The sequence below is a fragment of the Paenibacillus pasadenensis DSM 19293 genome (genome assembly GCF_000422485.1).
Classification (GTDB): Bacteria; Bacillota; Bacilli; order Paenibacillales; family Paenibacillaceae; genus Paenibacillus_O; species Paenibacillus_O pasadenensis.
In genome coordinates, this window is sequence record NZ_KE383847.1 from 34,621 (window position 1) to 57,887 (window position 23,267).

General features: G+C 66.5%; 17 protein-coding genes. 11 read left to right on the forward strand and 6 right to left on the reverse strand.

What is annotated here, in order from left to right; translation table 11 throughout:
- Positions 1-44 precede the first annotated feature (44 nt).
- Positions 45-137: a putative holin-like toxin gene (locus H582_RS32820; RefSeq protein WP_338047394.1), complete on the reverse strand. Its 93-nt coding sequence runs from the start codon at positions 135-137 to the stop codon at positions 45-47.
- A gap of 118 nt (positions 138-255) precedes the next feature.
- On the reverse strand, positions 256-1,416 hold the full coding sequence (locus H582_RS0110995) for an AraC family transcriptional regulator (RefSeq protein WP_240478994.1): 1,161 nt from the start codon (positions 1,414-1,416) through the stop codon (positions 256-258).
- 134 nt (positions 1,417-1,550) lie between these two features.
- On the opposite strand from H582_RS0110995, the gene yicI reads away from it, so the two are divergent.
- Complete coding sequence (gene yicI / locus H582_RS0111000; RefSeq protein WP_028598569.1) at positions 1,551-3,887, forward strand: alpha-xylosidase; 2,337 nt, start codon at positions 1,551-1,553, stop codon at positions 3,885-3,887.
- A gap of 160 nt (positions 3,888-4,047) precedes the next feature.
- On the opposite strand, the gene H582_RS0111005 is transcribed toward yicI, so the two are convergent.
- From H582_RS0111005 to H582_RS0111020, 4 genes are all read right to left on the reverse strand, one after another.
- A complete protein-coding gene (locus H582_RS0111005; RefSeq protein WP_028598570.1) occupies positions 4,048-5,001 on the reverse strand; it encodes an ABC transporter substrate-binding protein in 954 nt (317 codons plus the stop codon).
- Positions 5,002-5,040: 39 nt separating this feature from the next.
- Positions 5,041-6,060, reverse strand: a complete 1,020-nt coding sequence (locus tag H582_RS0111010) for a FecCD family ABC transporter permease (RefSeq protein WP_028598571.1) — start codon at positions 6,058-6,060, stop codon at positions 5,041-5,043.
- Positions 6,061-7,065 (reverse strand): FecCD family ABC transporter permease, encoded by a 1,005-nt coding sequence (locus H582_RS0111015; RefSeq protein ID WP_052333148.1) that lies wholly within the window; start codon positions 7,063-7,065, stop codon positions 6,061-6,063.
- A 150-nt stretch (positions 7,066-7,215) separates the two neighbouring features.
- A complete protein-coding gene (locus H582_RS0111020) occupies positions 7,216-8,883 on the reverse strand; it encodes a helix-turn-helix domain-containing protein (protein WP_164820194.1) in 1,668 nt (555 codons plus the stop codon).
- A 507-nt stretch (positions 8,884-9,390) separates the two neighbouring features.
- Here H582_RS0111020 and H582_RS0111025 point away from each other — a divergent pair.
- The 10 genes from H582_RS0111025 to H582_RS0111070 all read left to right on the forward strand — a co-directional run bounded on the left by H582_RS0111025 (position 9,391) and on the right by H582_RS0111070 (position 23,168).
- Positions 9,391-10,281, forward strand: coding sequence for an ABC transporter permease (locus H582_RS0111025; RefSeq protein WP_084137175.1), 891 nt, complete (start codon positions 9,391-9,393; stop codon positions 10,279-10,281).
- A 12-nt stretch (positions 10,282-10,293) separates the two neighbouring features.
- A complete protein-coding gene (locus H582_RS0111030; protein ID WP_028598575.1) occupies positions 10,294-11,208 on the forward strand; it encodes a carbohydrate ABC transporter permease in 915 nt (304 codons plus the stop codon).
- 140 nt (positions 11,209-11,348) lie between these two features.
- Complete coding sequence (locus H582_RS0111035) at positions 11,349-13,070, forward strand: ABC transporter substrate-binding protein (protein ID WP_028598576.1); 1,722 nt, start codon at positions 11,349-11,351, stop codon at positions 13,068-13,070.
- Between the two features lie 168 nt (positions 13,071-13,238).
- Entirely contained in the window at positions 13,239-15,032 is a 1,794-nt protein-coding gene (locus H582_RS0111040) for a sensor histidine kinase (protein ID WP_028598577.1), read from the forward strand.
- Positions 15,033-15,034: 2 nt separating this feature from the next.
- Positions 15,035-16,573, forward strand: a complete 1,539-nt coding sequence (locus H582_RS30010; RefSeq protein ID WP_028598578.1) for a response regulator — start codon at positions 15,035-15,037, stop codon at positions 16,571-16,573.
- Positions 16,574-16,688: 115 nt separating this feature from the next.
- Positions 16,689-17,555, forward strand: coding sequence for a helix-turn-helix transcriptional regulator (locus tag H582_RS0111050; protein ID WP_028598579.1), 867 nt, complete (start codon positions 16,689-16,691; stop codon positions 17,553-17,555).
- Between the two features lie 57 nt (positions 17,556-17,612).
- On the forward strand, positions 17,613-18,311 hold the full coding sequence (locus H582_RS0111055; protein ID WP_028598580.1) for an SOS response-associated peptidase: 699 nt from the start codon (positions 17,613-17,615) through the stop codon (positions 18,309-18,311).
- Positions 18,312-18,624: 313 nt separating this feature from the next.
- Positions 18,625-22,239 (forward strand): chemotaxis protein CheB, encoded by a 3,615-nt coding sequence (locus H582_RS0111060; protein WP_240478995.1) that lies wholly within the window; start codon positions 18,625-18,627, stop codon positions 22,237-22,239.
- Positions 22,240-22,609: 370 nt separating this feature from the next.
- Positions 22,610-22,810, forward strand: coding sequence for a hypothetical protein (locus H582_RS0111065; RefSeq protein ID WP_028598582.1), 201 nt, complete (start codon positions 22,610-22,612; stop codon positions 22,808-22,810).
- Positions 22,811-22,979: 169 nt separating this feature from the next.
- The gene (locus H582_RS0111070; protein WP_028598583.1) at positions 22,980-23,168 is read left to right on the forward strand and encodes a hypothetical protein; all 189 of its coding nucleotides are present in this window, start codon (positions 22,980-22,982) and stop codon (positions 23,166-23,168) included.
- The last annotated feature ends 99 nt before the right edge of the window (positions 23,169-23,267 follow it).

Genomic DNA, 23,267 nt, shown 5'->3' on the forward strand with positions numbered 1-23,267 from the left:
CAGCAGCAAAATAGACCGCCGACCTTATGAGGGGTGTGGGCGGTCTACTTCTTTTTCAGGTACGTGAGCAGCGCCAGCAGGAACATCCCGAACATGAACATGAGGGATAAAGCCTGAAACACTTCCACGGGCAACACCTCCCTTCAACCGGGAGAGCCGCCGACCGCCCTTAAAGCCTATGCGCATTTCTTGAATCGATTATACCAAGATTTTCTAGATTGAGAAGGCGAACATAGAAAAGAAAGGCATGATCATCTACTTCTGCCCGTTACGCCGTCGGAATGCCGACGGCGTTTCTTTGAGCTGCCGCTGGAATTGGCGCACGAAGTAGCTGATGTTGTCAAAGCCGCATTCCAGCGCGATGTCGGCGATGCGCAGCTCGGTCCGTCGGAGCCGCTCGGCCGCGCGGCGAATGCGCAGCGCGTTGAGGTAGGCGATCGGCGTCTGGCCGGTCATCTCGCGGAAGAAGCGGCTGAAATGCCCTTCGCTCATCGCGGCCAGGCCGGCCAGCTCGGCGATGCGGATCGGGCGTCCGTAATGCTCCTGGAGATGAGAGATGACCCGCTTCAGCCGCTCGACCTTGGCCGCGTCCGCCGCCACCCCGCTCGCCGGGCCGCCGTCCGCGCCCGCCCGTCGATCCTCGGCCGCGCCGAGCGCATGCGTGCCGGCGAGCATGAGCAGCAGCCGGCCTTTCACCGCCGCCTCCCAGCCCGGCGGACGCTGGCGGCAGGCTTGCCGGATGTGCGCCAGCTCGCCGAGCAGCAGCGCGCCGGCCGGCTCCTGCGGCCGCGCCTGCCGCGGGAACATCGCGCGCCGCTCCAGCAGCGGCAGCACGACGCGTTCCTCCACCGCGTCGAAGGCCGCGCCCGACAGCAGCGCTCCGTGAAACACGAGCGCGAAGAAGCGGCAGCCTGCGCTTCCGCTCGCATGCGCCGCATGCAGCTCGCCGCTCGGCACGAACGCCGCTTCGCCCGCGCGCAGCAGCAGGCTTTCCGTGCCGATCTGCAGCAGCGTCTCCCCCTCGGCGACGTACAGCCACTCCATCTCCTCATGCCAATGCGCCTCGATGACATGCTCGCCGGGACCATACCGGTACTCGTAGCTGCCGAACAGCCGGCGCGCCTCGTTGTGGCCGCGGGCTTCCCGCAGCCGCTCGAAGCGCTCCTTGCGCTCGGCTTTTCCTTGTGCAAAGCCGAACGGCCCGCCTTGGGCCAAATCCGCGTCTCCCGCCAAGTCTGCGATTCCCGTCAAGCCCGCGATTCCCGCCCAGCCCGCGTTTCCCGCCGCATCCGCGTCTCTCATCGAGGCTCCATCTCCCGCCAAGCCCGCGTTTCCCGTCCAATCCGCCTCTTCTGCTCCGGCCGGATCGCCTGTCGGCCGTTCGCCGCCTTGCCGCGGCGCCATCTCGCTGCCCATGCTCGTGCCTCCCCCTGCGCGATGATCAGAATCGTGTCAGAAACATCACGGGATTCTGCAAGATTAACGATCCGTCCATCGGTATACTGTCAGTATAACGCTTACACTCCCGATACGGAAGGATGGTTCCTCCCATGAAATTCACCGATGGAAACTGGCTCGTCCGCGAAGGCTTCGCCATCGACGGCGCCGTGCAGGCGCATGAAATCGTCGCCGAGGACGGCGGCCTGACCGCCTACATCTCCACGACGCCGCTCCCCGGCCGCGGCGCGATGATCAACACGCAGCTGCTGACCGTGCGCGCCCATGCGCCGCGCGAGGGCATCATCGGCGTGAGCATCTCCCATTTCGAGGGCGAGCGGGAGCGCGGCCCGCGCTTCGAGCTCAGCCGGTCGGCCGATCCGGCCGGCTTCACCGCGATCCGCCACACGGACGAGTACGCCGAGCTGACGAGCGGCGGCCTGACCTTGCGCATGAGCAAGGGAGAGCAGTGGTCGATGGCCTTTTACCGGGGAGAGGAGAGGCTGACGGGCAGCGCGTTCAAGTCGATCGCCCATGTGACGGGGCCGCACGGCGAGCCGTACACCCGCGAGGAGCTGGACCTGACGGTCGGGGAGAACGTCTACGGCCTCGGCGAGCGCTTCACCTCGTTCGTGAAGAACGGCCAGATCGTCGACATCTGGAACAAGGACGGCGGCACGAGCTCCGAGCAGGCGTACAAGAACATCCCGTTCTACCTGACGAGCCGTGGCTACGGCGTGTTCGTCGACGAGCCCGGCGCGGTGTCGCTGGAGGTCGCCTCGGAAAAGGTCAAGAAAGTGCAGTTCAGCCTCCCCGGCGAGACGCTGAGCTATTATGTCATCGACGGCCCGACGCCCAAGGAGGTGCTCGGCCGCTACACCGATCTGACCGGCAAGCCGGCGCTGCCGCCGGCGTGGTCGTTCGGCCTGTGGCTGTCGACTTCGTTCACGACGGAGTACGACGAGGCGACGGTGAATTCGTTCGTGGACGGCATGGCGGAGCGCGACCTGCCGCTGTCAGTGTTCCATTTCGACTGCTTCTGGATGAAGGAGTTCCACTGGACGGACTTCAAGTGGGACGAGCGCGTCTTCCCCGATCCGGCGGGCATGCTGCAGCGGCTCAAGGACAAGGGCCTGCGCGTCTGCGTCTGGATCAACCCGTACATCGGGCAGCGCTCGCGGCTGTTCCGCGAGGGCCGGGAGCGCGGCTACCTGCTGCGCAAGCCGAACGGAGACCTGTGGCAGACGAACCTGTGGCAGCCGGGCATGGCGCTCGTCGACTTCACCAATCCGGACGCTTGCGCGTGGTACGCGGGCTATCTGGACGAGCTGATGGACATGGGCGTCGACAGCTTCAAGACGGACTTCGGCGAGCGCATCCCGACGGATGTCGCCTACCACGACGGCTCGGACCCGCAGGGCATGCACAACTACTACACGTTCCTGTACAACAAGGTCGTGTTCGAGGCGATCGAGCGCAAGCTCGGCCAGGGCGAGGCGGCGGTGTTCGCGCGCTCGGCGACGGCCGGCGGCCAGCAGTTCCCGGTCCACTGGGGCGGCGACTGCTACGCCGACTACGAGTCGATGGCCGAAAGCCTGCGCGGCGGCCTGTCGCTCGGCTTGAGCGGCTTCGGCTTCTGGAGCCACGACATCGGCGGCTTCGAGAACACGGCGCCGGCGCATGTGTTCAAGCGCTGGCTGCAGTTCGGCCTGCTGTCCACGCACAGCCGCCTGCACGGCAGCACGTCGTACCGGGTGCCGTGGGCGTACGACGAGGAGTCGGTGGAGGTGACGCGGACGTTCACCCGGCTGAAAATGAAGCTCATGCCGTATCTGTACGATACGGCGGTCCAGGCGCAGGAGCAGGGCGTGCCGGGCATGCGCGCCATGCTGCTGGAGTTCCCGGACGATCCGGCCGCGGAGACGCTCGACCGCCAGTACATGCTCGGCCGCTCGCTGCTCGTCGCGCCGATCTTCAGCGAGAGCGGCGACGTCTCGTACTACGTGCCGGAGGGCGAGTGGACGTCGCTGCTGACGGGCGAGACGGTGCAGGGCGGGCGCTGGCGCAAGGAGCGCCACGGCTTCCTCAGCCTGCCGCTGCTCGTGCGGCCGAACACGCTGCTCGCGCTCGGCGCGGAGGACGGCCGCCCGGACTACGACCATGCGGACGGCGTGGAGCTGGCGCTGTACGCGCTGGCGGACGGAGCCTCGGCCGAGGCGGCCGTGCGCGACCTGAAGGGCGCGCCGCAGCTGGCGGCAAGCGTGTCGCGCTCCGGCGGCACGCTGACGCTGCGCGTGTCCGGCGCGGGCAAGCCGCTGCGCCTGACGCTGCACGGCGGCCTGCCGGCGGCGGCTGCCGTCAGCGGCGCGGGCGCGCGGCTCGAGGGCGGAGCCGTCTGGCTGAGCGGCTGGGGCGGCGAGGCGACGGTGACGATCGAGCTGCAGGCGTAGGCGTTGGAGTCGGGCGCGGCGCAGGCGCAGAATAAGAGCGTCTGCGCCGCGCCCGCGAGCTTTCCAGCCCGGCGGCCCAGCGGCCCCGCCGCGCAAGACGCAAACGAAAGGAAGCGGAGCCGCCAGGCCCCGCTTCCTTTCGTTTCCTTGCCGGCCTTGCTTAGCTGCCGAACAGCTTCTGCGCGTCGTCGAGCGCCATCTTGTGGCCGAGCGAGGAGTAGTCCAGCCATTTTTGGCCGTCGAGCACGTACACATGGCCGTTCTTCACCGCTTTGAGCCCGGCCCAGAGCGGGTTGCTTTCCAGCAGCTCGAAGTTTTTCTTCGCTTCGGAGCCTTTGCTGATGATGACCAGAATCGCATCGGCGTCGAAGTCGTCCAGCACTTCCTGGGAAATGACCTCGTACGCCTTGCCGATGTTCTCCACGCCGTCGGCCGGCTTGAGGGCCAGATCCTCGTACAGCAGCGGGCCTACCGGCCGCGCCATGCCCATGACGCGCAGCTCCTTGGCCGTCATGCGGATGGCCATCACCTTGGCGTCGGCGCCGAGCTTGCTTTTGATGAGCTCGGACGTCTCGGCGGCTTGCTTCTCGTAGTCGGCGATGAACGTCTCGGCTTGCGGCTCGCGTCCGGTCTCCTTGGCGACCAGGCGCAGATGGTCGCGCCAGGTGCCCTGGTCGAGATCGATCGCGACGACGGGAGCGATCGGCTCCAGGCGCGGCTGATCCGCCGCGGTCTGCTGCACGTCGATGAAGATGCGGTCCGGCTTGAGCGCAAGCACCGCTTCGAGATCGGGCTCGGCGGCGACGCCGAGCTTTTCGACGCCCTCGAGCCGGTCCTTCACATGCGGGAGGAAATCCTTCACGTCCCCGCCGATGGCGGAGCCGACCGGCTTCAGGCCGAGCGCGAGCAGATGGTTGGTGAGATGGATCGACAGCGAGGCGATGCGCTCCTCCGTCGGAGCGGGCGAGTCGGCCGGAGCGGAAGGAGAGGGAGCGGCGGAGCTGGCCGCCGAGGCTCCGTTCGCGGGATCGTTCGTGCCGGCGGAGCCTCCGCAAGCGGATAGAAGCAGGCAAGCGCTTAGCAGCAGCGCGGACAGGGAAAAGATGCGTTTCATGAGATGGTTCAACCTCCAGGAATAGGGTCGCTTCGGCGGCTAGCGCCTGCGTTTGAACAGCAGATACAGGAAATAGGGGCCGCCGATGGCGGCGCAGACGACGCCGGCGGGGATGGCGACCGGCTGGAACAGCGAGCGGCCGATCGTGTCCGCCGACAGCAGCAGGATGAGGCCGCACAGAGCGGCGATCGGCAGGAAGTGCCGATGCTGCGGGCCGGCGATCCGGCGCGCGAGATGCGGAGCGGCGAGGCCGATGAAGCCGATGCTGCCGGTCATCGCCGTGCTGGATGCCGCCAGCGCGACGGCGGCCAGCGCCAGCAGCAGGCGGCTGCGCTGCACCGGCTGGCCGAGGCCGGTGCCGAGAGCGTCGCCGAGAGCGAGCAGATCGAGCTGGCGCGAGGCTCGGTAGACGAGCGGCGTCAGCAGCGCGATCCAGGGCAGCAGCGTCCACGCGTGGATCGGATCGCGCCCCCATACGCTGCCGGCGAGCCAGCGCGCGGCGAAGGCGTACGTGTCCGGGTCGAGCCGCAGCGACAGCATCAAGGTCGCCGCGCTGAGGCCGGCCTCGACGGCGATGCCGACGAGCAGCAGCTGGATCGGCTGCAAGCCGCGCGTCCGGCTCCAGGAGAGCAGGAAGACGATCGCCGCGGCTGCCGTGCCGCCGACGAAGCTGAAGGCGGGAATCCAGAGCGCGGCCGATCCTTCCAGCGTGCGAAAGAAGGAGATGAACAGCATCAGGCCGAGCGCCGATCCGGCATGGATGCCGAGCAGGCCGGGATCGGCCAATCCGTTGCGCGTCGCGCCCTGCAGTACCGCTCCGGCGACGCCGAGTCCGATGCCGGCGAGCATCGTCACCACGATGCGGGGCAGACGGTATTGGAACAGCACGAGCTGCTCCTGCTCCGTCCCGCCGCCGAGCAGCGTGCGCAGCACGGCGTCAGGGCCGAGGCGCAGCGTGCCGGCATTGAGGCTGGCGAGCGCGATCGCCGCCGCTACGGCCGCCAGCGCCAGCGCGGCGAGCAGCGCCTTGCGGGAGCGCGGGGAGAGGGAGGCGGGCATCTACAGCTCCCTCCTCTCGCGGCGGGCCAAGTACAGGAAGAACGGCACGCCGACGAACGCCGCCATCGCGCCGACGGCGAACTCGCGCGGCGGCTGGACCGTGCGCGAGGCGAGATCGGCTGCGAGGAGCAGCGCCGCGCCGAGCAGCGCGGACAGCGGCACGACGAGCCGATAGTCGGTGCCGGCGAGCCTGCGCGCCGCATGCGGGGCGATCAAGCCGATGAAGCCGATGCTGCCGGCCGCGGATACGGAGGCTCCGGCCAGCACGGCCATCAGGCCGAGCGCGGCCAGACGCGTGCGGCCGGTGCGGGCGCCGAGTCCTTCGGCGGCCTCGTCGCCAAGGGAAAGCAGCGACAGCCGGCGGCCGAGCAGCACGGCCAGCAGCAAGCCGAGGACGAGCACGGGAGCGAGCAGCCGCAGCTGCTCCCAGCGGACGGCGGCCAAGCCGCCCGCATACCAGAACGCCAAGTCCTGGCTCAGCTCGAAATAGATTGCCAGGCCCACGGCGAGGCTATGCGCCATCGCGGACACGACCGCTCCGCCGATCGTCAGCTCGAGCGTGGCGAAGCCGCCGCGCGACAGCCAGGCCAGCAGCGCGATGACCGCGGTAGCGGCCGCCGCCCCGCCGAAGGACGCGAGCATGACGAGTCCGTAGCCCATCCACGGGCTGAGCGCGAAGCAGAGCACGACGGCGAGCGCGGCGCCGGCATTGATGCCGAGCACGCCCGGATCGGCGAGCGCGTTGCGCGTCGCGCCTTGGACGAGGGCGCCGGCCGCCCCGAGCGAGGCGCCGACGAGCAGCGCGGCCAGCGCCCGGGGCAGCCGCAGGCCGTGGATCGCGGCATGCTCCGGCAGGCTCGGGTCGTAGGCGGTCAGCGCCTCCCAGATGACGGGAAGCGAGACGTCCTTGGCGCCGTAGGCCAGAGCGGCTGCGAGCAGCAGCAGCACCAGGGCGGCAGAGGCGGAAAATGCGGCCGCCTTCGTCCAGCGGCGGGAATGGCTCATCACAAGCGGCAAAGCCTCCTTCAGGTCGGTGAGAGCGAGAATCATTATCAGTCAAAAAGGGACAAGCCCCAGTATACCAGCTTTCGGGGCGGAGTCCATGTGGAGATTGTGGAATGTGGACTGGACATTTTTCAGATCGGGGAAAGCGGATCAAAAGGGGGCGGCTTGCCCGGCCATCAGCCGAGGCAGGAGCGGCTCCAGCTCCTCCAGCTGGCGGAGCAACGCGCCGGGAGCGTACGGCAGCCAGAAGCCGCGGTCGAGCAGCGCCCAGCGGCCGGAGCGGATCGCCGGATGGCGCTGCCAATGGGGATTGCGGGCGACGAGCTCCAGCAGCTCCTCCCGTTCCTGAGGGCTCCCGGCGAACAGCAGCAGCGCGTCCGATTCGTAGCGGCGCAGCTCGTCCGGAGCGATGGCGGTCCAGTTGAAGCCGGTGCCGGGCGGATGCTGCCGCAGCTCGTCCGCGATGCGTCCGCCCGGGGCGTAGCCGAGCGAGCGGTAGAGCGCATGCCCGAGGTTGCGCTCGCCATAGATGCGCAGGCCGCGCCTCATCGCCGCCAGGCAGGTGAAGCTGGCGGCGCCGACGGCCGCTTCCGTGCGGGAGCGCACGCGGGCAGCCAGCGCGTCATGCCGCTCCCGCCAGCGCCGCGCCTCGTCCGCGCGGCCGGTCAGGCGGGCGATCTCCTCCATTTGGCCGTACACGTCCAGCCCGTTCCAGGGGACGCTGCGGACCGGCGCGATGTCGGCGAGCTGCTCGCGCGCTTTGGCCTCGACATTGGGCTTGCACAGGATCAGCTCCGGGCGCAGCTCCTCGAAGTCGCCGCGCTGCGCCTCCCAAGGATCGACCGCATGCTCCGGCAGCCGCAGCCCGCGCGCCAGCGCATCGGGCGCGAGCGCATAGGCCGGCAGCTGGGCGGCGGCCGGCTGCACGCCCAGCGCGAGCAGATGATCCGTGTACGGCGCCGACAGGCAGACGATGCGGGCGGGCGCGGAGGCGGCGTAGCGGGCGGGCGAGCGGCCCGCGTCCGCCTTGAAGCGGCGGCTGAAGTAAAACTCGTCGGGGTAGCCGCATTCCGCGGCGATCTCCCGGATCGGCCGCTGCCGCCCTTCGCCGAGCAGCAGCTCCTTGGCCCGGTTCAGCCGGATGGCGGTCAGGTAAGCGAGCGGCGTCTTGCCCCAGCGCTGCTTGAACACCTGCGAGAAATATCCCGGATGCAGGCCGGCCTCCTCGGCGAGCGACTCGATGCGCAGCGGCTCCCGGTAGGCGGCCTGCATCGTCTCCGCAGCCCGGTCGAGCCGGTCCAGCAGCTCGTCCCTCGCTGCCGGACGGGCGCCGGCGATCAGCGAGGCGAGCAGATCGTGGAGCAGCTGCTGCGCGCCATGCCATCCGTGCTCGCGGGCTTGGACGGCTTGGGCAGCGAGCCTGCGCAGCAGCCGGCGATGCCGCTGGCCGGACACGCGCAGCAGCCCTTGCAGCGGCATCGCCGTCTGGCGGACGAAGCTGCGCCGCTCGCCGAGCCGCGACTCCGGCAGGAACAGGTCGAAGACGATCCACTGGAGCTCGACGCTCTCGCTCCCCTCCGGCTCCAGCCGCGGGGCTTCGCCGGGAGAGAGCAGCAGCACCGAGTCGCCCTTCAGCCGCATGGGCGGCAGGCCGTCGTCCGGCTGCCAGAGCGCTTCGCCTCGCACGGCGGCGATGAGCGCGAAGTGGGAGAGCGGGTCGGAGGAGCCGGCCCAGTCCGGTACGGAAGCGGAGGAGCCGGCCTCCTCGATTTCATAGATGGCGCCTTTCAGAAACGATTTGCTCCATCGGGGAAGCATGGCTTGCACCTCCAGACGGCTTCGGCGAGCCGGATTCGTTGCTTCCATCTTAGCATATCGCATGCCGGCGAGCAGGCGGGCGCATGCCGCGTCCGGCGCGAAGCGGCCGGAGCCGGCGGCCGCGGACGAAACCGCTTCCGCCAATCTCCGATTTCTATCTGATTTTCGCTCCGATCCGTCCGGTAGGAAGCGCATTCTGTATGCGTTACCATTAGGGCATGAGGTTGGCGGATGTACGGAAACCGGTCGAGCGGCGCTTGCGATGAGCGCTTGCCGGGCGGCCGTCCGGCGAGCCGCGAAGCCTATGGAGCTAGCCGCCTTCGGCGCCGGCGTCCATCGGCATTCGCGCTTGCGTCACGCCAGCCAAGAGAGCCCGCTGGCGAGCCGAAACGGCACGCAGCAAGGAGGTCGAAAGCAGCCTTGGAAGCATACACAGACAAGACGCCCGGCAAGCAGGCGGCTGCGGGCGCGGCCGAGCAGAGCGGACTCTCCCGCTTCTGGCGCAAGATGAAGTCGCAGAAGGTGCTTTATTTCATGGCGATCCCGTTCGTCCTCTGGGTGTTCGTGTTCAGCTACCTGCCCCTCTGGGGCTGGACGATGGCGTTCCAGGACTTCAAGCCGGGACGCACGTTCATGGAGCAGGACTGGGTCGGCTTCAAGCACTTCGTCGACCTGTTCACGGACGAGCGGTTCTACCTGGTCATGCGCAACACGCTGGCGATGAGCTTCATGGGGCTGATCGTCGGCTTCACGGTGCCGATCCTGTTCGCGGTGCTGCTCAGCGAGCTGCGGGGCAAGTACTTCAAGCGGACGGTGCAGACGGTGTCGTATCTGCCTCACTTCGTCTCCTGGGTCGTCGTCGCCGGCATCGTCACCAAGATGCTGTCCACCGAAGGCGGCGCGGTGAACGACCTGCTGCTCGGCCTGAACCTGATCGACCAGCCGATCCAGTTCCTCGCCAAGGGCGAATGGTTCTGGAGCATCGTCACCGCCTCCGACCTGTGGAAGGAGCTCGGCTGGAACGCGATCATCTACCTCGCCGCCATCTCCGGCATCGACCCGGAGCTGTACGAGGCGTCCCGCGTCGACGGGGCGAACCGGCTCAAGCAGATGTGGCATATCACGCTGCCGGGCATCCGCACGACGATCTCGGTGCTGCTCATCATGAGCATCGGCCATCTCATCAGCATCGGCTTCGAGAAGCAGTTCCTGCTCGGCAACAATCTGGTCATGGACTATTCCGAGGTGCTGGACCTGTACGCCTTGAACTACGGCCTCAACCTGGGCCGATTCAGCTTCGGCACGGCGATCGGCATTTTCAACTCGGTGGTCAGCATCCTGCTCCTATTCGCCGCGAACGGCGTGCTGAAGAAGGTCACCAAGGAAAGCATCATGTAAGGAGGGGTATCCATGGCAAGGGCAACGGCGGGCGGCTTCAACGCCACCCGCGGCGAAAAGACATTCGACGTCATCAACATCATCATCATGCTGATACTCCTCGTCATCACCCTCTATCCATTCCTGAACGTGCTGGCGATCTCGCTCAACAACTCCCAGGATACGGTGCGGGGAGGCATCACCATCCTCCCGAGGGAGTTCACCTTCGAGAACTACCGCGTCATCTTCGCCTACGAGGGACTGCTGCAGGGCCTCCAGGTGTCGGTGCTGCGGACGGTGGTGGGCACCGTGCTCGGCCTCGCCAGCGCTTCGATGCTGGCGTTCACGCTCAGCCGCGTCGACTTCCAGGCGCGCCGCTTCGTCTCGGTGTTCCTGGCGCTGACGATGTACTTCTCCGGCGGACTCATTCCGGTGTACCTGCTCATGCGGGACCTGCATCTGATCGGCACGTTCTGGGTGTACGTTCTGCCCGGCATGGTCGGCGCGTTCAACGTGTTCATCATCCGCTCGTTCATCGACGGACTGCCGTACGCGCTGCAGGAGTCGGCCAAGCTCGACGGCGCGAACGACTTCACGATCTACTGGCGCATCATCCTGCCGCTGTGCAAGCCGGCGCTCGCCACGATCGCGCTGTTCCTAGCGGTCGGGCAGTGGAACTCCTGGTTCGACACCTACCTGTACAACGGCTCGAACGAGACGTGGACGACGCTCCAGTACGAGCTGATGAAGGTGCTCCAGAGCACGCAGCAGGGCGGGGCGAACATGCGCGGCAGCAACGAGGACCTGTCCAAGCTGATGAACCAGGTGTCGCCGGAGTCGATCAAGATGGCGATCACGATCGTCGTCACCGTGCCGATCCTTGTCGTGTATCCGTTCCTGCAGCGGTACTTCGTCGGCGGCATGACGCTGGGCGCGGTCAAGGCATAGCCTGACGGTTAGCCGGGCCGCCCTACGCGGCCCTTCTAATAAAAGCAAGATTGTATGCGCTTCATCTTTGCAAGACGGCATGATCGCATCCGGTTAGGGTCATACAAAGAATGGGAGGCAACGACATGAAGGTATTGCAGATGAAAAAGACGCGGACGGCGGCGATGCTGCTGCTGGCCGGCGCGCTCGCCGTGACGGCGGGCTGCAGCGGCAGCGGCAACAACGGCAACGGCAACGCTCCGGCGGCGAACTCCGCCGCGAATGCGGGCACGGATGCGGGCGGAGAGGCGAAGGCCGATCCGATCACGTTCAGCTTCTTCGGAGCGGACGCGAGCCCGAACTGGAACAACATGCAGGACGAGGTCGGCAAAGCCATCACGGAGAAGACCGGCGTCACGATCAAGGCCGAATACGCGGTATCCGGCGGCGGCACCGACAAGATCGCCCTGATGGCGGCGAGCGGCCAGTATCCGGACATGGTGTTCGCCAAGGGCGACATCAACAAGCTCGTCGACGCCGGCGCGGTGCTCGACCTGACCGACCTTATCGAAGAGCATGCGCCGAACCTCAAGAAGGTGTACGGCAAGTACATGCAGCGCCTCAAGTACAGCAAGGAGGACCCGGCGATCTACGTGCTGCCGACCAACGATTCCATCGACCAGACGTACTTCGACGCCGGCGGCGGCTTCGAGCTGCAGCAGCGCGTGCTCAAGGAGCTCGGCTACCCGCAGATCAAGACGCTCGAGGACTACGAGAACGCGCTCAAGACGTATTATGCCAAGCATCCGACGACGGACGGACAGCCGACGATTCCGCTGACGCTCGACGCCGACAACTGGCGGATCATGATTACGGTGACGAACCCGGCCTTCCTCGCGACGGGACTGCCGGACGACGGCGAGTACTACATCAATCCCGAGACGTACGAGGCTTCCTTCCATATCAAGCGTCCCGAGGAGCGCGAATACATCCGCTGGCTGAACAAGATGTTCAACGAGGGGCTGCTCGACAAGGAAGCGTTCGTCCAGAAGAGCGACCAGTACAAGGCCAAGATCGCCAGCGGCCGCGTGCTCGGTCTGATCGACCAGGAATGGGGCTACGCCGACGCGGAGAACGCGATCAAGACCAAGGAAGACGGCGCGTATACGTACGCCCATCTGCCGGTGACGATGTCCTCCGAGTTCAAGGACGCCAGCTTCGCGCCGACGGGCTTCATGGCCGGCTACGGCATCGCCATCACCGAGAGCTGCAAGGATCCGGTGCGCGCGATCAAGTTCCTGGACTGGCTCGCCTCCGATGAAGGCCAGGTGCTGCGCAACTGGGGCATCGAAGGAAAGCATTACGAGGTGCAGGACGGCAAGCGCGTCATTCCGGCCGACATCCAGAAGCAGAAGACGGAAGACAACGCCAACTTCACGAAATCGACGGGCATCGGGCTGTACTACGCGATGGGCCCTCACTACGGCGACGGCGTGAAGGATCCGTCCGGCAACTACTACACGACCAACTTCCCGGAGCAGATCATCGAGGGCTATACGCCGGCGGAGAAAGAGACGCTTCAAGCCTACGGCGCGTCGACGTGGATCGACCTGTTCCCGAAACCGAGCGAGTTCAAGGAGCGTCCTTACGGCGCGGCGTGGAACATTCCGGCTCCGACCGATCCGGACTACAACGTCATCTTCAAGAAGGCCGAGGACATCATCTGGAAAAAGGTTCCGGAGGCGATTCTCGCCAAGCCGGAAGATTTCGACAAAGTCTTCGACGACATGCTGGCCCAGCTCGACAAGGTCAACCTCAAAAAAGCCGAGGAGATCTACACCCAGGCGGTCAAGGACCGCGTGGAGCAGTGGTCGGCGAAATAAGGCTTCCGCAAGGCAGCGCGACCGCGGCCTGAGGCAGGGCTTCCTGTTCCTTTCGGAACAGGGAGCCCTTGGCGATTGTGCGGCTGGAGCGGCTGTCTTACGATAGAGGAAAAGCTTGCGGGGCGTCGGGGCGGCGCGTCCGGCAAGCGGGCAGAGAGAAGGAACCGCATGCGCGCACTCGCATCCCGCATCATCCGGAGCTTCAACAACCTCCGGCTCAAAAACCAGCTGTTCATCGCGTTCCTCATCGTCGTGCTCGTGCCCGTCCTGATCGCGGGCCTGTTCCTGACGGCGGCGTATCGGAGCAACGTGCTCGAGCAGGCGACCCGGCAGACGACGAACAACGTGGACAAGATCGTGACGCAAGTGTCCGACGTCCTGCGCGTGCCGATCGACCTCTCCGACGACTACATGATCAGCGAGTCGCTCAAGGAGACGGTCGCGGGCAGGTACGAGACGGTGTACGAGGCGACCAAGGCGCTGTGGGACTTCACGAGCTTCACCGATGCGTCCAGCCTCTACCGCGAGGTGTCCGGCATCCGGATGTACCATTCCAACGAGACGCTGCTGAACAACGGGGAGTTCGTGCTGGAGACGCCGGAGATTCAGCGCCAGCCTTGGCATCGGGCCGCGGCGGAGAAGGACGGCATCCACTGGAGCTATGTCTCCGGCGAGTCCGTGCTGAGCGGCAGGCAGCTCAGCCTCGTGCGGCGGATTCCGTTCCCGGAGTACCGCTCGAGCGGCATCCTCGTCATCGAGGTCAACTCCGACCTCTTCAATGCGATGCTGAAGCAGGAGCCGTACGACACGGTGATCGCGGACGCCGACGGCATGATCGTCGCGGCGCGCGACAGCGGCTGGGTCGGCCGCAACCTGCGGGAGCTGGACATGCCCGATCTGGCCGAGCTGGGCGCAGGAACGTACGAGCAGCAGATCGACGGCGCGGCGTACCGCGTTTTCATCGAGGATCTGCTGCCCCGCTCCAGCGTCAGCGGGCTGCGCATCGTCAGCCTGTTCCGCGTCGAGAGCATCGTCGGCGAGGCGAACCGCGTCGCCCTGCTCGGCCTCGGCGTGCTTGCCGCCAGCATGGGCGTCGGGCTCGTGCTCATCTGGATCGTGTCGAGCGTGCTGACGCGCCGCACGCTCGTGCTCTACCGCAACATGTCGCGCATCAGCAAGGGCGATTTCAACGTGTACTCCGACATCCAGGGCACGGACGAGATCGGCCTGCTGTCCCGCCAGTTCAACCTGATGGTCGCCAACATCCGCGAGCTGATGGCGGAGGTCGAGGAGTCGCACCGCCAGCGGGTCGACATGGAGCTGCGGCAGCGGGACATCAAGCTCAAGATGATGGCGAGCCAGATCAACCCGCATTTCCTGTTCAACGCGCTGGAGTCGATCCGGATGCGCATCCATATGAAAGGCGAGAAAGAGATCGCCTCGGTCGTGCGCATGCTCGGCCGGCTCATCCGCAACAACATCGAGATCGGCTCCCGGCATATCGCGCTCGCCGAGGAGCTGGAGATCGTCCGGTATTACCTGGAGATCCAGAAGTTCCGCTACGGCGGCGAGCGGCTCGCCTACGAGCTCGTCGCGGGCGAGGCGGCCGCAGCGATGCCCGTGCCGCCCCTGATCGTGCAGACGCTCGTCGAGAATGCCGTCGTGCACGGGCTCGAGGGCATCGGCGAGGGCGGCCGCGTCACCGTCCGCGCCAGGCTGACGGAGGACGGAGAGCTGGAGGTCGAGGTGGCGGACAACGGCGTCGGCATGGCGCCGGAGCGGCTGGAGCAGGTGCGGCAGGCGCTCGACGACGAGGCCGAGGACAAGGGCCATCGGATCGGCCTGCGCAACGTGCATCAGCGGCTCGCGCTCGGCTTCGGCCGGGAGAGCGGCCTGACGATCGAAAGCAAGGAGGGGGAGGGCACGCGCGTCTTCTTCCGCATCCGCGACAAGGAGGGATGATCATGTTCAAGCTGCTGATCGTCGACGACGAGCCGGCGATCCGGGAAGGGCTGCAGACGCTGGTCGATTGGGAAAGGCACGGCTTCCGCGTAGCCGGCCTCGGCGTGGACGGCGAGGACGGCCTGCGCCTGTTCCGCGAGCTGGAGCCGGATCTGGTCGTCGTCGACATCCGCATGCCGAAGCGCAGCGGACTCGAGCTGGTCGAGGAGATCCGCCGCTCGGACCGTGCCTGCCGCGTGCTCGTGCTGAGCGGCCACGCCGACTTCGCCTACGCGCAGCAAGCGATCCGGCTCGGCATCGAGGGCTATCTGCTCAAGCCGGTCGACGAGGAGGAGCTCGAGGCTTACGCCGAGCGGATCTCGCAGTCGCTGCGGGAGGAGCGGCGGGAGACGGGCGGCGGGGCGGACGGGCCGGACCGCGAGGCCGCGCTGCTGGCGCTGCTGGACGGCTCCGCGGACGCTCCGGACGAGGCGGAGGCGGCGGATCTCGCCGGCGGACCCGGTCCGTGGCGCGTGCTGCTCGTCGAGCCTCCGGAGGGCGACGCCGCCGGGGCGGAGCGGCTGCGCGAGCGGCTGTCCGCCCATGCGGCCGGCGCCGGGCTCGGCCCGGCCGTGCGGTCCGCCGGTGCGGCGGCGCTGCTCGTGCCGGGCGGAGACGCCGGGCGGCGGCTGGCGCGCCGGCTGCTGGAGGCGGCGCTGCCGGAGGCCGGCTGCACCGCCGCGCTCGGCGCCGACGCCGGCGCTGCCGAGCTGGCCCGCTCCTGCCGCGAGGCGGCGGAGCTGCTGCGGCATCGGTTCGCGCTGGAGCCGGATTGCGTGCACGAGCGGCTGCCGGAGCCGCTGGCGGCCCGGCTCGGCGCGGACGGAGCGGGCGGCGGCCCGCCGGGGCCGGAGGAGACGGCTCAGCTCGCCAAGCGGCTTGTCCAGTCGATCGAGACGGGCAATCGCGAGCGGCTGCGCGAGACGCTCGAGGAGGCGGCGTGGAGCTTCGCCGCGGCGGACAGCTCGCGGCCGGCGCTGGCCGGAGCGATGGCCGAGCTGTGCGGGCTGGCGCTGGCGGAGCTCGCCTCGGCGGTCGACGGCTTCGCCCCGGCGGCGCATGCGGGGCTCGCGGCGGGCGTCTACCGCCAGGCCCGGCTCGGCGGCCTGCTGGCCGAGCTGGAGCGGCAGCTCGCCGAGCTTTCCGCGAAGCTGGACGCCGGAGACAGCGGCTCCGTGATGCGGCGCATGCTCGCCTACATGGAGCGCCATTACGCCGAGCCGCTGCGGCTCGAGATGCTCGCCGGCTTGTACGGCTACAACAGCGGGTATCTCGGCAAGCTGTTCAAGAGCCATACCGGCCTGTCGTTCAACGCCTATCTCGACCAGCTGCGCATCGAGCGCGCGATCGCCATGCTCGAGGGCGGCATGAAGGTGCGCCAGGCCGCCGAGAAGGTCGGCTACGGCAACGTGGACTATTTCCATGCCAAGTTCAAGAAAGCGACCGGAAAGCCGCCTTCCTCCTACAAGAAATCGGCCGGCTCCGACCCCGGCCTGTCCTGAGGGCCGCGAATTTGGTAGAATAGGTTCGGTCCGGGAAGCCGGGCGTCCCCGAGCGGGCGCCCGGCCTTCCCTTTTAATCGGGGCGCAAGGCCCCTCAGGCAGGAGAGATGGTTCGATGCAGGATATGCCCGTCATGACGTTCCGCTGCCCGCCGCTGCCGTTCCTCGTGGACGCGCGGCGGCGGACGTACGGCGCGGGAGAGGAGCATCCCGGCCGGATCGACCTGGGATGGTTCGAGCTGCTGTACGTGCGCCGGGGCAGGCTGAGGATCCGCGAGGCGCAGCGGCTATGGACGGCCGAAGCTGGCCAGGCGCTGCTGCTGCCTCCGGGAGCCGCCCGCTGGAGCGGCGGGGCGTGCGCCGAGGAGACGGAGGTCGAGCTCGTGCACTTCCAGAGCTCCGGCGATTGGGAGGAGACGGCCGCCGGCAGCGAGCCGGGACTGCTCGGCGACCATTACACGCACGCGATCCGGCTGCCGCGGCTGATCGACGCCCGCGAGGCGGAGGACGCGTTCGGCCGGCTCGCCGCGGCCGCGGCCGATGCCGAGACGGACGGCTTCTGGCTGCGCCAGCAGCGCTTCGGCGAGCTGCTGCGCGCGCTCGAGGCGGCCGGCCGTCCGGCGCTGCCGGAGGCGGCCGCGCGGGCGGTGGCCGAGCAGGCGGCCGCCTATATGAAGCGGCGCTGGCTCGAGCCCGCGAGCAACGCCGAGCTGGCGGAGGCGCTCGGCTTCCACGCGGTGTACATCGCGCGCTGCATGGTCGAGGTGTACGGCTGCACGCCGCAGCAGTATCTGCAGTTTTACCGCCTCGACCAGGCCAAGCTGCTGCTGCTGTCGACCGACTGGCCGATCGCGCAGGTCGCCGAGGCATGCGGCTTCCGGCAGCTGCCGCATTTCACGCGCCTGTTCGCGGCGCATGCGGGCCTGCCGCCGCTGCGCTTCCGCAAGCGGTTCACGGCGGAGCCTCCTCGCCCCCATGAATAATATTCCACCTCCTGCGGATGCTAAGGGCAGCAAGCCACCATCCGGGAGGTAGACCCCATGTGCATCCGTTTTTCCCTCGCCACCGACATCGGCGAGCTGAAGCAGCAGTTCCGCATCCAGAAGCATGAGCCGCTGGAGGCGACGCGCTACAACATCGCGCCCACGCGTCCGATCCCGCTCGTCCGCAACGACCGCCACGGCGTACGCATCCTCGACGAGGGGCGATGGGGCCTGTTTCCGTTCTGGGCGCGGGATTCGGTCAACGCCGACGCCTCCTCGCTGGAGGCCAAGCCCTACTTCAAGCGCATGCTGGCCGGAGGACGCTGCGTCATTCCGTGCAGCGGCATGTACGGCTGGGAGCGTCTCGAGGAGGAGGGCAAGGCGGCGCGGCGCGAGGAGGGCCGCCAGCGGCAGCCGCGCGCGATGCATATCCAGGTGCAAGGCCGTCCGCTGTTCGGCATGGCCGGCCTGTACGAGGAGTGGCGCTCTCCGGACGGACGGCTCGAGCGGGCGGCGACGATCGTCACGGTGCCGGCGTCCGGCAGCCTGACGCAGTGGCAGGAGCGTCTGCCCGTCGTGCTCGACGAGGAGGGCATGGAGGAGTGGCTGCATCCGTCGATCCGCGACTTCTCGTTCCTGCGGCGGCATCTGCAGCCGCTGGAGCCGTTCCAGCTGCGCATGTACCCGGTCAGCAACGCCGTCGACGACGAGCGCTACGAGGCGCCGGACTGCATCCAGGAGATCCGCTGGGCGTGACGCCGGCGGTCCCTGTCGCCCTTGTGCAAACAGCCCCGCGCGGAGCAATCCGAGCGGGGCTGTTTGACGTTCCGCCGTACGTACGGCCTGCCTCCGGCGCAGCCGGTCAGGCGGACGCGATCCTCGGAGGGAGTCGCCGCCTCCAGCGCAAATAAAGACGAAAAAACCCGGCTTATAGCGAAAGATAGGTTCTCTTTTATTATTGGAGGAAATGGAAAGGAAAAGGAGAATAGTATCCCTTCTGCAAGTGTTTCCGAGGAAAGCGGGAAAAGGGGACAACCAGCTGCAGAACGGGAACGAGGAGGGACAGCCAGTGTCGCGTAACAACCCCGAGCCGGCTCAGGAAGCAACGATGGCGAAGTTCGGCGAACCGGTCCGCGTCGTAGGCATCGGAGCCTCGGCGGGAGGGCTCGAAGGCCTCAAAAGCTTCTTTCAGCATACGAGCGCCGAAAGCGGACTCGCTTTCGCGGTCATCCAGCATCTGTCGCCTGACCATAAGAGCCTGATGAATGAAATTCTGTCTCTGTACACGCCGATGGCCATCCATGTGGTGAGGGACGGCATGGAGGTGGAGCCCAATACGATCTATCTGATCCCTCCGCGCAAGACGATGACGCTGCGCAGGGGCCGGCTGTGGCTGGCGGAGCCCCATCCCGACGAGATCCATTATCCGATCGACCACTTCTTCTACTCGCTGGCGTCCGACGCCGCCTCGCAAGCGATCGCGGTCGTGCTGTCCGGCACGGGCACGGACGGGACGCGCGGCATCTCCACGGTCAAGCGGGCGGGGGGCATCGTGTTCGCCCAGAGCGGCGAGACGGCCAAATTCGACGGCATGCCCCGCAGCGCGATCGAGACGGGCTATGTGGACTACGTGCTCGCGCCGGAGAAGATTGCGGCGAAGCTCCGCATGCCGCAGTCGCTCATTCCGAGCGTGACGCATGTGCTCTCCTCGTGCAGCGGCGACGGGGACAAGTCCGAGGCCGCGGTCGCCCTCATCCTGGAAAAGGTGCGGGAGCGGACGAACATCGACTTCAGCTTTTACAAACGGAACAGCCTGCTGCGCCGCATGGAGAAGCGGATGGCGGAAAAAAGCTGCTCCTCGCTCGAGGCCTATGCCGAGTACATCCAGGAGGAGCCGGACGAGATCTACGAGCTGCGCCAGGATCTCCTCATCCATGTGACGCATTTCTTCCGCGATCCGGAGGCGTTCCAGATCATCCGGGACACGGTGCTGCCCAAGCTGCTGCGGCAGAAGAGCGAGGCCGCCGCGCCGGAGCTGCGCGTCTGGACGGCCGGCTGCTCGACCGGGGAAGAGGCCTATTCCATCGCCATGCTCGTCTCGGAGGCGCTCGCCGCGGAAGGACTGGCGGACCGGATCGCCGTCCGGATCTTCGCCACGGACGTGGACAAGCAGTCGATCGACTATGCCAATCACGGCGTCTATCCGCTGACCATCGAGTCCACCGTCGGCAAGGAGCGGCTGGCCCGCTTTTTCGTCCGGCACGGCGATACATACCAGGTGACGCGCGAGCTGCGCCGCATGATCGTGTTCGCTCCCCATAATCTGACCAAGGATCCGCCGTTCAGCAACCTCGACCTCATCGCCTGCCGCAACATGCTCATCTACCTGCAGCCGGAAGTCCAGCAGAAGGTGCTCTCCCTGTTCCATTTCGCGCTGGGGGCGGGAGGCTATCTGTTCCTGGGGCCGAGCGAGACGATGGGCAGGCTCGACCATCTGTTCGAGACGACGAGCGGCAAGTGGAACATCTTCAAGCAGAAGATGCGGCCGCGCAAGCTGACGGCGGCTGCGCAGCTGCTGCTCGAGGGCGGCCGCAGCCTGCACGGGGGAGCGGACGGACGGGAACGCCGGCGGGCGTCGATGACGTCGGACTTCCAGGAGAGCCAGCGCCAGAACCAGTTCTACAGCACGTACGTCAACGAGCATATGCTGCCCTCGCTGCTCGTCGACGAGCAGCTGGAGGTGCAGCATGTGACGGGCAGCATCCAGCCGTTCCTCTCGCCGGCCGAGGGCAAGCCGTCCTGGAACCTGCACAAGATCCTCGATCCGGCGCTCGCGATCTCGATCGTGACGGCGCTGCAGCAGATTCGCCTGGACCGCGTCCAGGAGGTGCGCTTCCGCGATCTCGTCATCCAGACGCCGCAAGGGCAGGAGCGCGTGCATGTCGTCGTCCGGCCGTTCACCCGTTCGGTCTCGGCGTTCAGCACGTACAGCCTCGTCGTCTTCCAAAAGTCGGACGAGCAGGATCGGGAGGACGTCAAGCAGATCGATCTGGACGAGAGCGTCCGCCGGCAGATGGTGTGGCTCGAGCAGCAGCTGCGGATGACCGAGGAGAAGCTGCAGACGGCGATCGAGGAGCTGGAGGCGTCCAACGAGGAGCTGCAGAGCACCAACGAGGAGCTGATCGCCTCGAACGAGGAGCTGCAGAGCACGAACGAGGAGCTGCAGGCGGTCAACGAGGAGCTCGTCACGATAAACTCCGAGTACCAGTTCAAGATCCAGGAGCTGACCGAGCTCAACAACGACATGGACCTGTTCCTCGTCAGCACGAAGATCGGCACGATCTTCCTCGATACGCAGTTCTGCATCCGGCGCTTCACGCCGGCGGTGACCAAGGAGATCAACCTGCTCGACGTCGACATCGGGCGGCCGTTCCACCATATCTCGCATCAGTTCTACTACGACGGCTTCATCGAGGACGCCTCCCGCGTGCTGCAGTCGCTGCGCTCGCTGGAGAAGGAGATCAAGAGCCGGGGCGGCAAATGGTACAAGATGCGCATGATGCCGTACCGGACGCTGGAGCATCTGACCAAGGGCGTCATCATCACGCTCGTCGACATCACCGAGCTCAAGGAGATGAACGAGGAGCTGCTGCGCCTCTCCTACGCAGTCGAGCAGAGCCCGAGCCTGATGGTCATCTCCGATCTCGGGGGCAAGGTCGTCTACGCCAACAGCCCGTACCTGGATCTGGCCCTGGACACGCCGGAGGGGGTGCAGGGACGCCATCTGGAGCAGCTGGACGACTGGCAGGCGAGCGGCGCGGCGTTCTCGGACATCTGGAGGCGGCTGCAGGAGGGCGAAGTATGGGAGGGCGAGCTCGCCGGCCTCCGCACCGACGGGGAAATCTACTGGGAGCAGGCGAAGTTCCTCCCGATCGTCAAGCGCGGCGAGGTCATCCACTACATGAAGCTGTCCGAGAACATTACCGACCGCAAGGAGACGGAGGAGATGCTGCGCAAGTCGGAGATGCTCGGAGCGGTCGGCCAGCTCGCCGCGGGCATCGCGCACGAGATCCGCAATCCGCTCACCTCGCTCAAGGGCTTTACGAAGCTGATGCAGGAGGACAACCGCCGCAACTATATTTCGATCATGGCGATGGAGCTCGAGCGGATCGAGCAGATCGTCAGCGAGCTGCTCGTGCTGTCCAAGCCGCAAGCGGTCGATTTCCATGCCGTCTCGCTCGGCGCGGTGCTGCGCGACGTCATCATGCTCATCGAGGCGCAGGCGATCATGAACAACGTGCAGCTCGTGCTGGAGCTGCCGGAGGAGGAGCTGTACGTCCTCGGCGTCGCCAACCAGCTCAAGCAGGTGTTCATCAACCTCCTCAAAAACGCCATCGAGGCGATGGGCTCGGGCGGTACGATCCGGGTCGAGACGTCGACCGACAGCGGCATGATCTGGACCCGCGTCGCCGACGAGGGCGGAGGCATCCCGCAGGAGAAGCTGGCCAAGCTCGGCGAGCCGTTCTTCTCGACGAAGGCGAAGGGCACGGGGCTCGGCCTCGTCATGACGTATAAGATTGTCGAGAACCATCACGGCAAGCTCTATTACGAGAGCGAGCTCGGCAAAGGCACGGTCGGCCATGTCGGCCTGCCGCTGCTGCAGGCGGACGAAAGCGTCGGCTGAGACGATCGAACCGCAGGCGGCGCAGCGAAAGCCGCCCGGAAAGCCGCCGCGCGGCGGCGGACAAGACGCCAGGCCGAGGCCGGAGGGAGCGCCCTCCGGTTTTTTTTGGCGTCCGCGCTCATACACTGGGGGTAGCCGCCGGGAGGAGCGGCGAACAAGCTTGATTGAGGAGCGGATATTTCGGGTAATGGGCTGAAAAGCTTGTCCTTTTTCGCCGATACTCCTAAGAAGAACGAGGAATGCCAGCTGCCTGCCGCACAGGGCTCGAACAGGGGGAATGGAAGGAAGCCGCACGGTTGTAAGCGCCTCTTCCGATACGCTATACTTCTCTGGATGGGAGTTATTGGAGAAGCGAAGGGAGGCGGCGCGGATGGTGGTCAAAGGCTGGGTGACAGCGGTTACCCTTGGATTCGGAGTGCTGGTCGCCATCGTCGTCGTGATCGCTTATCTGCGTCTCTACACCCGTCAGCGTCAGGATGGAACCGTCGAGCAGGCCGGAGACGGCCGGCCGCGATCGGGGCCGGACCGTCGGTCCGATCCGAACGATCCGCCGGATCAGGCGGACCAATGATTGGAATTTTATTTCCTATCCGTGCATCAAGTGCTATAATAGTGTGAAAAATAAAAACATTCACTCATCTGCCGTGGAGTGCCTGCAGCGTAGGGGAGCGGCCGGACGCCGCTGTTTTCTCGATTGGGATGTTTCGGACTGACCATCCACTGTAAGAGGAGGAGATTTCATGGCCAAGCACAGCCAGAATGAAGTCAAGGAAAGCCTCAAGGAACTCACGAGAATTTTTCAGCCCAAGGATCCGCGCAAGTTCGTCAAGGACTACATTCGCAAGTATCGCATCACCGGCGGCTATGAGGACGAATTGACCTCTCTGGTGGAGCATGAAATGGGCAGAATGAAGTCTTCCGTCAGCTGATCGGACATGAGATGAACATACCGGCCCGCCCTTCCTTCGCGGAAGGCGCGGGTCTTTTTTTGCGTCTCCCCCGAATAAGATGTAGCAAGCTTTAGGAAG